We start from the raw sequence: 12360 nt of genomic DNA on the forward strand, positions 1-12360 counted from the left end.
TTGTCTTTGGGATTTTGCTGAGCCCCATTTTGCCCCTAAAAACGCGCTTTCAAGCAAAATCGTTCAGCTTGGAAAAATGGGGGCGGATTGACTTTGTCCGGACGCTGATCTATATATGATACAAGCAGATAAGAGTCCCGGAATGATCGGCCGCAGTATTCTTCATTATCATGTCGTCGAGAAGATCGGCGAGGGAGGGATGGGCGTGGTCTTCAAGGCCGTCGACACCCATCTCGACCGGCCGGTCGCCTTGAAAATCCTTCCCGAGGAAAAGGTCGCCGATCCCGACCGCAGACGGCGGTTCATCCAGGAGGCCAAGTCCGCCTCCGCCCTTCGCCACCCCAACATCGTCGTCATCCACGACATCGCCTCCGAAGACGGACGCGAGGTCATGGTCATGGAATACGTTGAGGGGCGATCCCTCGACCAACTGATCGGCCGCAAGGGACTCCGGCTCAACGAGGCTCTCGGTTATGCCGTCCAGATCGCCGACGGCCTGACCAGGGCCCATGCCGCGGGCATTGTCCACCGCGATCTCAAGCCGGCCAACATCATGGTTACGGGCGAAGGTCAAGTGAAGATCCTGGATTTCGGACTGGCCAAGCTCACCGAAAGCCTTCCGGATTCGGCCGCCGGATCGACCCTGACCCTCGACAACGAGAACAAGCCGCGCACCGAGGGGGGTTATATTCTCGGCACGGCGGCCTATATGTCCCCCGAACAGGCCGAGGGAAAGGCCGTCGACGCCCGGTCCGACATCTTTTCCTTCGGGGCCGTCCTCTACGAAATGCTGACGGGACACAAGGCCTTCGCCCGGGCCGGATCGCTCAAGACCCTGGCCGCCGTTCTCAACGAAGAGCCCAAATCCGCCTCGGCCCTGAACGAATCCGTACCCGCCGAACTCGAGCGCCTCCTGGCGCGCTGCCTGCGCAAGGATCCCCAGCGACGCTGGCAGACGATGTCGGATCTCAAGATCGCCCTCCAGGATCTCAAGGAAGATTCGGAGTCGGGCCGGCTCCTGGCCGCGGTTCCTTCAAGCCGGAAGAAAAGAACGCTTTGGGCGCCCGCCGCCGCGGCATTCCTTGCCGTCGCCGGCTTAGCCCTGGTTCTGCGTTTCGTCTTGATCAAACCCGCCGGACCGGTCGAATACGAGATCACGCCCTTAACCTACGAGTCGGGGCTGACCGCGCAGCCGTCTCTTCCCCTCGAAGGAAACCTGATGGCCTTCAGCTCGGACCACGGGGGCGGCCGCAACTTCGATATTTGGGTCCGGCAATTGTCCGGAGGAACTCCGCTGCAATTGACGGACCATCCGGCCGACGACTGGCTGCCGTCATTCTCACCTGACGGCCGGTCCGTCGCCTTCCGCTCGGAGCGCGACGGCGGCGGGATCTACATCGTCGACGCCCTGGGAGGAGAATCCCGGCGCATCGCGGACCGGGGCTTCGCCCCGAAATTTTCGCCCGACGGCCGATTCATCGCCTATATCGTGCTGCCGCCTTCGCTGGATTCCCGTCTCGCGAAAACGTATCTCGTATCGCCGAGGGGCGGTGAGCCTCGACTGTTGTGCCCGGATTTCTCGCCCGGATGGATCATTCAGGGCGCCGCGCCGGTGTGGTCGCCCGACGGCCGGCACGTGATGTTCCGGGGACGGCGGCTCGACGGGGATCGCGCTTCCGATTTCTGGGCGGTCCTGGTGGACGGCGGGGAACCCGTCCGGACCCGGGCCTATGAGACCCTTTCTCTCTCGCCGATGGTCTGTTATCCCATCGGTTGGGCGGGAAACGACATCTATTATGTTTCCGGAACGACGATCGATGGCGTGAACATCTTTCGCGCACGGATCGATCCCAAAACGCTGGCGATCCGGGGCCCGGCCGAAGCGGTCACGACGGGACTGGGGATGAAGATCTTTGCGGCGGTGCTTCCCGACGGACGGATTATCTTCACCAACATGACGGCGTCCATCACGACCTGGAGCCTCCCGGCCCGAACCGTGGACGCCGTTGTCACGGGAAGCCCCAGCCGTCTGACCGAAGACCTCATGCAGAAATTCTCGCCGTCCATCGCCCGCGACGGATCGAAAGCCGCATTTATCGCTTTCGGGGGAATTCATGACAACAGACGCGAGGTGCGGGTCAAGGACCTGAGAACCGGTCAGGAGACGGCCATCCCGATTCAGGGAAGCATCCTTACCGGAACGGTCCTGAGTCCGGACGGAACACACCTCGCTTATCGGGATGCCGTCGACGGCAGGATGAAGACTTATCTGCTCCAGCCGGGGAGCTCGGCGGGACGCGAGGTCTGCGAGAATGGCCTTTTGATCGGTTTTTTCCCGGACAATGATTCCGCGTTGGTTCGGATCAAGCCCGGCCGGCTTGATAAAATGGACCTCGGGACGGGAGGAATGACTCCGCTCGTCGCTTTCGAGGAACGGTTCCTCGACGCCGAACTTTCCCCCGACGGAAAGTGGCTGGCCTGGCTCGGCGGCCTCGCTGACGGCCGGGTCGCGCTTCGCGTCTATCCCGTCGACGGTCCGCCCGGTGACTCGCGTGTTATGGTCGAACTTGCGGAGGCCGACCATTATCTCGGTTCGCCCGCCTGGTCACCCGACGGAAAGCGGCTCTATTATCTCTCGGAAAAATCGTCCCGGACTTCAATCGTCGCCCTCGAGCTCGACCCCCGGACGATGAGGCCCGCCGGACCCGAGCGCGAAATCTACGTCTCGGCTGAGTCCCGCAATATGCTGAATTTCCCGAAGGGCAACGGAAATATCGCCGTCGCCGCCGACAGGATCATCTTCACGGTCTCCGAATGCCGTGGAAACATCTACCTGGCCACCCCTAAAAATTAAGGACATGATCGAGTACGGCTGGGATGAAGAGTGGGCGGCGGAGTTCGCGTCGCGCTCAGCCCCGGGCTGCGTTCCGGGCCGGGTCGTCAAACAGGCCCGGGACCGCTCGACGCTCATCACCCCGCACGGAGAAGCGGCGGCCGAAGTCTCCGGGCGTTTCCGGCACGAAGCGGCGGGCCCGGCCGATTTCCCGGTCGTCGGCGATTGGGCGGTCGTCGAGCCGGGTGACGGCGGGACGGCCCTCATCCACGCCCTTCTCCCCCGGCGGAGCGCCTTCGCCCGAAAGGCCGCCGGAGAGACCGTCGAGGCCCAGGTCGCGGCGGCCAACATCGACACCGTCTTCCTCGTCAGCGGGCTCGACGGCGATTTCAACCTCCGCCGCATCGAGCGCTATCTGGCCGCGGCCCTGGAGAGCGGCGCCGCCCCGGTCCTCGTTCTCAACAAGGCGGATCTCCGGCCGAATCTCGACGAGATCGTCGACGAAGTCCGGGCGGTTGCGCCGGGCCTGCCGATCGTCGCCGCAAGCGCCCTCGACGACGACGGGCTTTCCGGGCTCGCTTCTTTTCTCGTCCCCCGGACGACGATCGCCCTGCTGGGTTCGTCCGGCGTGGGCAAGTCGACAATCATCAATTGCTTGCTCGGCGAGGAGCATTTCCGGACATCCCCCATGAGCGACGCCGCCGCGGGTCGGGGCCGGCACACGACGACGTCGCGCGAGCTGGTCCGGCTTCCCGGCGGGGCGCTGCTCGTCGATACGCCCGGGATGCGCGAGCTTCAGCTCTGGACCGGCGAGGAAGGCCTCGACAGGGCCTTCGGCGACATCGAGGCGCTCGCCGCCCGATGCCGTTTTCCCGACTGCCGCCACGAGGCCGAGCCGGACTGCGCCGTGCGGGATGCGGCCGGCCGGGGGCTGCTCGATCCCCGGCGGCTCGAAAGCTTCCTGAAGCTTCGCCGCGAGATCCGTTTCCTAGAGCTGAAGAAAGACGACAAGGCGCGCCGCCGGCAGGAGAAGGCGGAGGGACGGAGCTTCGCCGTCCGCCTCAAGGAAGTGAAGAGGAACAAGCCCCGCTACAAATGACCGGGCGGCCCCTGCTGGGCCCTTTTGCTTTGGCTGCTGCAAGTTACTGATAATGAATAACATATCAAAAAAAGTCCGAAAAAACAGGGCAAAAAACGCTTATATTATTCAATATCAACAATATCCAGCAGCCAAAGCAGGATCGAACGTAGTTGTAAAGTATGATTTAGGCGGACAAAAAATTAGCGGCCGGCAACCGGGAGGACGATGACGAGGGGGCGCTCGATGCCGTCCTCCCAGGCCAGAAGCCCCAGGGCGTCGACGATGAGGAAGATCCCTTCCCGGAAGAGCACAGGGCCGGTTGTCGAGCGCGGCGGTCTCTTGAAAACATCCGAAGGTTCGACAAGCAGGCCCTGAATGTCCCGGAAGGCCACCTCGAGCCAACCGATCCCGGCCTTGTCGGCCGAGGCTTTAAAGCTTGCCAGCGCCTCCGGATTGTCCCGCCTCCAGGCCTCGTGGGCCATGTTCAGGAGGCCGGCCAGGTCGTCGTCCCTTCCGGAAAAGCGCACATCGGGAACAGCCGAGGCCCTGGCGTGGACGACACCGGAGTAATCGCGCGGAAGATGGCGCCGGAACTCTTCGACATTCAGGCGGAGGGTTCCATTCCTGATGTTGATCAGGGCTTGCGGATCTCCCTTCCGGGCCAAGTCCGTGAAGGCCAGCGCGCCGACGATGTCCATGAAGGTGCGAACGGGCGCGAAGGCCGGGGTCATCGGGCCGCGTGGCGCCATGGGCGGCTGGGCGCGCGGCGGCATGGCGTGGGGCACGGGCCGGGGAACGCGCGAGGCGCCGGGACGCGTGATGCCGGGCATTCTCTTGCCGGCCTCGATGAGGGCCTCGAAGGATTTCGGGTCGCCGCCGCGCACGGCCTTTTCGGCGAGGTCCATGAGGGGTGAGCGATGCGGCGCAGCCGGGTTGGAAAGGCGGGCGCCGTCAATCAGGACGATGCCGACCTGGTCGAAGTTGGGGAGGCTTTGGGCACGGATCTGAAGGATGGGTTGGCGGCCCTCATAGACGACAATCATATCCCCGACGAGATCCAGTTTCAGAATCCGGGATTGATCGGAACCGCCCCCCATCTGGGCCCGGACCGGCGCGGGGACCACGATCGAGACCGCCAGCGCAAGGAAAGCCGCCGCAATGATCAACGGATTATGTCTCACCCTCGATCTCCTTCCAAAGCGAAACGCTCGCCTTCAAGAGTCTTTGTCAACATGGTAGGAAATTGTGCGCCAAAAAACAAGGCTCGGTCCAAAACGGCGTTTTTATGAATTATTGCGGTTCCGAGCGAAATTGTCCGGCTTAGGGCTTGACGGCGACATCGTACCCTTCGCGGATGGGCGGCGCCGTATAGAAAGGCAGAAACTTGACGAGCTGCTCCTGATAATAGCGGTTTTGCTCATTGGCCGCGGCCGCGGCTCGATCCTTCCAGAGCGTCATGGCGACGCACCGGCCGGCTTCTCGATCGACAAGCAGGTAAATGGCCTGAAAGCCCTCCTGGGCCCGGGCGGCCGGGACGACGCTCTTTTTGAAGAGATTGACGCCCTCTTCGAACTTATCGTTGCGGAAAGACAGTGTCGTCAGGCGTGCAAACATGTTCGTTCCCCTTTGAGTTCTGAGGATACAATAAGCCGCCGGACGCCCGTTGTCAAGACGCATGCGGAAAAGCAAGATGACGGATTGCCACACCATTGGATGTTTGATAACATAGTCAAAAACATGCGTCCGCAACTTGCCAAAGCCAGGCGACAACTGTACGAAATCATTTTCGAGACGCGAACGCGGGCGGGGCGGCGGTTCGATCTCGTTCTGCTGTGGCTCATCACCACAAGCATCCTGGTCGTCATCCTGGACAGCGTTCCCGAGATCCATGACATGGCCGCCCGGCCGCTTCTGGCCGTCGAATGGTTCTTCACGATCGCATTCACCGTCGAATACCTGCTGAGAATCTGGAGCAGTTCGAAGCCCCTGAAATACATTTTCAGCGGATGGGGGCTCATCGATTTCATCGCCATTTTTCCGACGTATTTCAGCTTGATATTCCCCGGCTCCCAGTCCTTCATGGTCGTCCGGGCGCTTAGACTGTTCCGCGTGTTCCGCATCCTTAAGTTGAACCGCCACGTCGCGGCGGCGCGGAGGCTGACGGCGGCCCTGAGGGCGAGCGTCTACAAGATCAGCGCCTTCCTGTTCGCCATGCTGGCCCTCGTCGTCATCATGGGGTCTATTATGTATCTCGTCGAGGGCGACGAAAACGGCTTCTCGAGCATCCCGCAGGGCATCTACTGGGCCGTGATCACCGTGACAACCGTCGGCTACGGCGACCTCGTCCCGCAGACCGTGCTCGGCAAATTCATATCGTCCTTCATCATGATCATCGGCTACTCCATCATCGCCGTCCCCACCGGGATCTTCACCGCGGAGATGATCCGGTCGAACGGCGCCCGGAAGGCCTGCGCGGAATGCCGTCACAAGAACGAGCTTTCGGCCCGTTTCTGCAGCCACTGCGGCCATGCTTTCTAATTCTCGTTGCTTGGCTTTGGAAATTCGAAGCCAAGCCATACAACCAAACCCGGCATTGACAATCCCTGAACGGGGGATTTATGCTGATCCGCAAGGGCAAGACACGATATGAAGGCGATCTTGCAGAATTTCCGGATCCGGGGGGAAGAATGACATTCTTATCCGTGTCTCGATGGTTGATCCTGTGTCTTGCCGCCGCCTTGGCGGGCATCGGCATCCTTTGCCTCGAAGCGGCCGGGCAGGCCGAAAGCCCCATTCAACTGAGCGGGAAAGCCATGGCGCACCTTCGCGCCCCGTCCGGAAACATGCCGGACGAGATCAACCGGGAGATTTCGAACGTGTTGCAGCGGTATTTCGGAGGGGTCGTCGCAGCGGTGATGGGGAGCGGAGCGGAAACCAAGTTCAATGCCGTGACCACCTATGGGTCCATGTTCGGTGCCCGGGACTCGCTGATGAACCGTCTGGAAATCGACAGCCGGGCGGAAATCCCCGGGGCGGGCGCCGGCGAAGAACTGGCCCGCCTGGAAGCCGCCGAAAAGAATCTCAAACGGACGATCAGCCTTGCGGAGCGTCGTTTCCTGCTGAACAAGGACGACTACGAGGACGACCTCGTGCTCATCGACGAAGTGATCGGGGCGCTGCGCGACATCCTAAAGAGGAGCGTGCCCTCCGGGACTGAAGTGCGGCCCCCGGTCGATAGGAAGCCGCCCGTGCAGAAGGTCGATCCGCCGGTCCGGCTGCGGCACGAGGAACAAGCGGAGACCGTGACTTTCGCTTCGCATTCGCCGGCCCTGAAAGCTTTGCGGTTTTACGAAGCCGGAATGGAGGGCATCGCGGACGGATTCCGGGATTATCGCGCGACATTCCCCAAAGCGGCCAGCCGTTTGATCTGGTGGAAACTTCATTTCGAATACCCGGCTCCGGGACGCCGGATCGATTTTTCGGTCGAAGCCGTCTATACCGCTCCGGACGGCCGGGAAATAATCAGAAAAACCCATGCGTACAATTTCCAGCCGGAATGGACGGGCTCCAAGCACGTCAGCGGGTTCGGGTACCGGGACCGGGGAGGCTGGCAGCCCGGAATCTATCGGGTCGAGCTGTTCGTCAACGGCACCAAAATCACCGAAGGCAAATTTTTTATTATTGAATAAAAAACATTACACATCTTTGGCGGGATCGATTAAAATCTTGGGGAAACGCCGCGAGTGAAAGGAGCGCCCATGTCCGTCCTTCATACCGTCGACTGGCTCATCATCCTGGGGTATTTCCTGATCATCATGGCCCTGGCCTGGCATGTCCTCCGCAAGAGGCAGGAGACGCCCACGGACTATTTTCTGGCCGGACGCCACCTCGGCTGGCTCATCGTCGGCGCCTCGATCTTCGCCTCCAACATCGGCTCCGAGCACCTGGTCGGCCTGGCCGGATCCGGCGCCACGGACGGCGTCGCCATGGCCCACTATGAACTCCACGCCTGGTGCCTCCTCGTCCTCGGCTGGGTCATGGTTCCTTTCTATATGAGGTCCAAGGTCTTCACCATGCCGGAATTTCTGGAAAAGCGGTTCTCCCCGGCCTCGCGGACCGTCCTTTCGCTGATTTCCCTGGTCGCCTACGTCCTGACCAAGATCGCCGTCGGGATCTTCGCCGGCGGGATCGTCTTCAGCGTCCTTCTTCCCGACATCAACCTCTTCGGCCTCGACAGCTTCTGGGTCGGCTCCATCCTGGTCATCGTCTTCACCGGGATCTACACGATTCTGGGCGGGCTGCGCGCCGTCGCCTACACCGAAGCCATGCAGACCCTCGTCCTGGTCCTGGGATCGGTCCTGGTCACGATCTTCGGACTCAAGGCCCTCGGCGGCTGGGGCGAACTGCGGGCCATCGCCGGGTCCGAAATGTTCAACCTGTGGAAGCCCCTCGTTCCGGCCGGCATCGAGGGCACCTGGGCGCCCGTCCGGGAAGCCGGACGCATGGCTTGGTATTTCAACGACAACTATCCCTGGGTCGGCATGCTCTTCTGCGCGCCCATCATCGGACTGTGGTACTGGTGCACGGATCAATACATCGTGCAGCGCGCCCTCGGCGCCCCCAACGAGCGCGAAGCCCGCCGCGGCTCGATCGCCGCCGCCTTCCTCAAGCTCCTGCCCGTCTTCATCTTCATCATCCCCGGCATGATCGCCTACGCCCTGGCCAAGAGCGGACAGAGCCCGGTCATCCAGGAACAGCTCATCGGCCCCGGCGGCGAACTTCTCCGCACGGAAGCCCAGAAAGCGTTTCCGCTGCTCGTTGCGACCGTCCTGCCGATCGGTGTGCGCGGCATCGTCGTAGCCGGGCTTCTGGCCGCGCTCATGAGCTCGCTGGCCGGCGTCTTCAACGCCTCGTCCACGCTGTTCACCATGGACTTCTATTCGCGGCTGCGGCCCAAAGTCTCCCAGGCCCGGCTCGTCTGGATGGGCCGCATCGCGACGACGGTCATGGTCCTCATCGGGCTTTTCTGGATCCCGGTCATCCGCGGCGGTCGCGGCCTCTACGACTATCTTCAGGGTGTCCAGGCTTATCTTGCGCCGCCGATCTTTGTCGTCTTTTTCCTCGGCGTCTTCTGGAAGCGCATGAACGCCAAGGGCTGCCTGTCCGCGCTCCTTACCGGATTCGTGCTGGGCCTCTTCCGTCTGGCCGTCGACACGCCCGTCAAGCTGACAGGCGGCTTTTCCTATGCGGAGGGCTCTTTTTTCTGGATCGTCAACAACATCTTCTTCCAGTATTACAGCCTGATCATTCTCCTGGTCTGCGTCGCCGTGGCCGTCGCCGTGAGCCTGGCCACCGCCCCGCCCGTCTACGACCGAATCAGCGGCCTGACCTACGGAACCGTCACCGAAGACCACCGCCGGGAAACCCGGAGCAGTTGGACGCGCGGGGACGTCTTCGCCTCCGCCCTGGTTCTGGCCCTCATCGTCGCCGCCTACCTGTACTTTACGGGGTAACGCATGACGGGGGCTCTGTTCGGACTCGTCGTGATGCCGCTCGGCATCCTCATTCTGGCTTTCTGGCTGGCCTTCAAAGACCGGGATAAGAGATGACTCCCGCCGCACCCGGATCCCAGCCCTGGTCCATCGCCGCCTTTTTGATCTATCTCGTCCTGATGGTCGTCATCGGCATCGTCACGGTCCGCTTCTCGTCGTCCGGGATCGGGGCCTTTTTCCTGGGCGGGCGCCGCATGAAATCCTTCGTCGTCGCCCTGTCCGCCGTGACCTCGGGCCGCTCGGCCTGGCTTCTCATCGGCATGTCGGGCCTGGCCTTCACCCGGGGCGTCTCGGCCGTCTGGGCCGTCGTCGGCTACATTCTCATGGAGCTTTTTCTTTTCCTCTACGCGGGGCGCCGCCTGCGTTGTTTCACCGGCCGGATGGACGACATCACCGTTCCCGACTATCTCGAATCGCGCTTCGAGGACAGGACGCATAAGCTCCGCGTCATCGCCGCCGTCCCCATTCTCATCTTCATGACCGCCTATCTCGCCGCCCAGTTCACGGCCGGCGGAAAATCCCTGTCGGCGAGTTTCGGCATGACCCCTCTCCAGGGCCTTCTTCTCACGGCCGGAATCGTGGTTTTCTACAGCGTCGCCGGCGGCTTCCTGGCCGTCTGCATCACCGACATGCTCATGGGCCTCTTCATGATCTTCGCCCTCATGATCCTGCCCGCAATTTCCATCCTCCATCTCGGCGGATTCGGCGTCCTCCTTGAGACCCTGCAGGCCTTCTCGCCCCGGCTCATCGACCCCTTCGCCATCTCCGCCGGGGCCCTCATCGGCTATGTCGGCATCGGTTTGGGTTCGCCGGGAAATCCCCATATCCTGAACCGCTACATGAGCATCGACAAGCCGGAAAACCTGCGGAAGACGGGGCTCATCGGAACGATCTGGAATGTCCTCATGTCCTGGGGCGCTATTTACATCGGTTTGGCCGGGCGGGCGCTCTACGGCGACGTCTCGGCCCTTCCCGGCGCCGACCCCGAAAACATCTACCCGCTTCTGGCCTCGGAACATCTTCATCCGTTTCTTTTCGGGCTGACCATCGCAGCCGTCGTCGCGGCCATCATGTCCACGGCCTCCTCTCAGCTCCTGGTGGCCGCATCGACCGTCGTCCGGGACATTTACCAGAGAACGATGGCGGAAGGTCGGGAGATCGCCCAGAAAAAACTCGTCTTCCTGAGCCGGGCGGCCACCCTTCTCGTCGCCGTCGCGGCGATTGTCTTCGGCGCCTTCGCCGACAAGCTCGTCTTCTATCTCGTGCTGTTCGCCTGGGGCGGCCTGGGTGCCGCCTTCGGTCCGACCATTCTCCTTTCCCTCTATTGGAAAAAAGTCACCCGGGCCGGCGCCGTGGCCGGCGTCTTCACGGGAACGGCCGTCCAGATCGCCTGGTACCTGACGCCGTCCTTCAAGGCCGTGATCGCCGAATGGGTCCCGGCCTTCTTCATGTCCCTGGCCGCCGTCGTCGCCGTCAGTCTGGCCACCTCTCCCCCGGCCGGAATCGACCGCCTGATGTCCTGCATGCGCGAGGACGAGTGACATGTTCATCTTCATCGCCGGGCTTCAGCCGCGGACACGGGATCTCGACAGCCCGCCCCGAACCTGTCCGGCCTGCAATCGGCCTGCGCTGCGGCTGCGGCGGACGGACCAATACTTCAGCATTTTTTTCATCCCGCTTTTCCGGGTGAAACGCGGTGAACCCTTTGCGGCCTGCGGCGGCTGCGGCGCCGAGTTTGCGTCGGGCGAACCCCTGCTCGGAGAGAAAAGCTCCGGGACAAGCCGCTGCCGGAGCTGCGGCCGGAGAGTCGAGCCGGATTTCCGATTTTGCCCTTACTGCGGATCTTCGATATGATGGGGTCGAGAACACCGATGAAACACCTCGGAATCCTGACCCGGGATTGCGCCGGGATCAACGCCGCGATCCGGGCCGTCGTCCGGACGGCCGTCCACCGGAACGTCGAAATCGTGGGCATCATGAGGGGGTACGAGGGCCTGATCGACGGCGAGTTCCTGCCCATGGATCGAAGATCGGTCTCCAATATCATCTCCAGGGGCGGGACAATCCTGAAAACAGCCCGGTCGGAGCGCTTCCGCACGGAAGAAGGCCGGGCGGCGGCCGCGGCCCAACTGAAGAAAAACGGAATCGACGGCCTGATCGTCGTGGGCGGAAACGGCACGCTGTCCGGCGCCGGCTTGCTGGCCCGCGAGCACGGCTTCGCCGTCGTCGGCGTCCCGGCCACGATCGACAACGACATTCCGGGCGTCGATCCGTCTCTGGGCGCCGATACGGCGATCAACGTGGCCATGGACGCGCTCGACAAGATCCGCGACACGGCGACAAGCCTGGAGCGGATTTTCATCGTCGAGGTCATGGGCCGTGCCTGCGGCTACCTGGCCATGCAGGTGGCTCTTGCAGGCGGCTGCGAGGAAGTCCTTCTTCCCGAACGCGAGACGGACATGGCCTTGATCTGCCGCGAGATCCGGGACGGACACGCCCAGGGAAAGATCAGCTGGATCATCATCGTTGCCGAAGGCCGGGCCTCGGCCGGCGATGTCGCCGAGGAAGTCTCCCGGATGACGGGGCTTGAAACCCGGATCGCCGTTCTCGGCCACATCCAGCGCGGCGGACGGCCGACGGCCTTCGACCGGGTCATGGCCTCGCGGCTGGGAAGTTTCGCCGTCGAAACGCTTCTCGACGGAAAAGCGGGCCTTTACGTCCGCCGGCACGAAGGCCGGCTCGAAACGCTGCCGCTCGAAGCCGCCGCCGGACCCAAGCGCCTCGACGCCGACGACGACTATCGCCTTCTCCGGCTCCTGACCTGAGGCCGATCCGGCCTGTTTTTATTGACAACGCGGAACCCGCCGTTTATGATGGGGCGCCACAAGTTAATA

At 62.6% G+C, this 12360-nt stretch carries 10 protein-coding genes; 8 read left to right on the plus strand and 2 right to left on the minus strand.

The features are described from left to right. Nucleotides 1-142 precede the first annotated feature (142 nt). Nucleotides 143-2854 (plus strand): protein kinase, encoded by a 2712-nt coding sequence (locus SCM96_10930; GenBank protein MDW7761136.1) that lies wholly within the window; start codon nucleotides 143-145, stop codon nucleotides 2852-2854. 4 nt (nucleotides 2855-2858) lie between these two features. Continuing rightward, nucleotides 2859-3932: a ribosome small subunit-dependent GTPase A gene (gene rsgA / locus SCM96_10935; protein ID MDW7761137.1), complete on the plus strand. Its 1074-nt coding sequence runs from the start codon at nucleotides 2859-2861 to the stop codon at nucleotides 3930-3932. A 182-nt stretch (nucleotides 3933-4114) separates the two neighbouring features. On the opposite strand, the gene SCM96_10940 is transcribed toward rsgA, so the two are convergent. Beyond that, the gene (locus SCM96_10940) at nucleotides 4115-5095 is read right to left on the minus strand and encodes a hypothetical protein (GenBank protein MDW7761138.1); all 981 of its coding nucleotides are present in this window, start codon (nucleotides 5093-5095) and stop codon (nucleotides 4115-4117) included. Nucleotides 5096-5234: 139 nt separating this feature from the next. After that, nucleotides 5235-5528, minus strand: a complete 294-nt coding sequence (locus tag SCM96_10945) for an antibiotic biosynthesis monooxygenase (GenBank protein ID MDW7761139.1) — start codon at nucleotides 5526-5528, stop codon at nucleotides 5235-5237. A gap of 123 nt (nucleotides 5529-5651) precedes the next feature. Between SCM96_10945 and SCM96_10950 the strand changes: the two genes are divergently transcribed. The 6 genes from SCM96_10950 to SCM96_10975 all read left to right on the plus strand — a co-directional run bounded on the left by SCM96_10950 (nucleotide 5652) and on the right by SCM96_10975 (nucleotide 12291). Further along, on the plus strand, nucleotides 5652-6452 hold the full coding sequence (locus SCM96_10950; GenBank protein MDW7761140.1) for an ion transporter: 801 nt from the start codon (nucleotides 5652-5654) through the stop codon (nucleotides 6450-6452). Between the two features lie 149 nt (nucleotides 6453-6601). Continuing rightward, nucleotides 6602-7603: a hypothetical protein gene (locus SCM96_10955; protein ID MDW7761141.1), complete on the plus strand. Its 1002-nt coding sequence runs from the start codon at nucleotides 6602-6604 to the stop codon at nucleotides 7601-7603. Between the two features lie 69 nt (nucleotides 7604-7672). Further along, nucleotides 7673-9427: a sodium:solute symporter gene (locus SCM96_10960; GenBank protein ID MDW7761142.1), complete on the plus strand. Its 1755-nt coding sequence runs from the start codon at nucleotides 7673-7675 to the stop codon at nucleotides 9425-9427. Between the two features lie 92 nt (nucleotides 9428-9519). Then, nucleotides 9520-11007 (plus strand): sodium/proline symporter, encoded by a 1488-nt coding sequence (locus tag SCM96_10965; GenBank protein MDW7761143.1) that lies wholly within the window; start codon nucleotides 9520-9522, stop codon nucleotides 11005-11007. A gap of 1 nt (nucleotide 11008) precedes the next feature. Continuing rightward, nucleotides 11009-11320, plus strand: a complete 312-nt coding sequence (locus tag SCM96_10970) for a zinc ribbon domain-containing protein (protein MDW7761144.1) — start codon at nucleotides 11009-11011, stop codon at nucleotides 11318-11320. Between the two features lie 17 nt (nucleotides 11321-11337). Then, nucleotides 11338-12291 carry an ATP-dependent 6-phosphofructokinase gene (locus tag SCM96_10975; protein MDW7761145.1) on the plus strand — a complete coding sequence of 318 codons (954 nt, stop codon included), beginning with the start codon at nucleotides 11338-11340 and terminating at the stop codon, nucleotides 12289-12291. Nucleotides 12292-12360: the final 69 nt, after the last annotated feature.

It is taken from the genome of Acidobacteriota bacterium (genome assembly GCA_033549365.1).
Lineage (GTDB): Bacteria > Acidobacteriota > Aminicenantia > Aminicenantales > Saccharicenantaceae > JAWSUF01.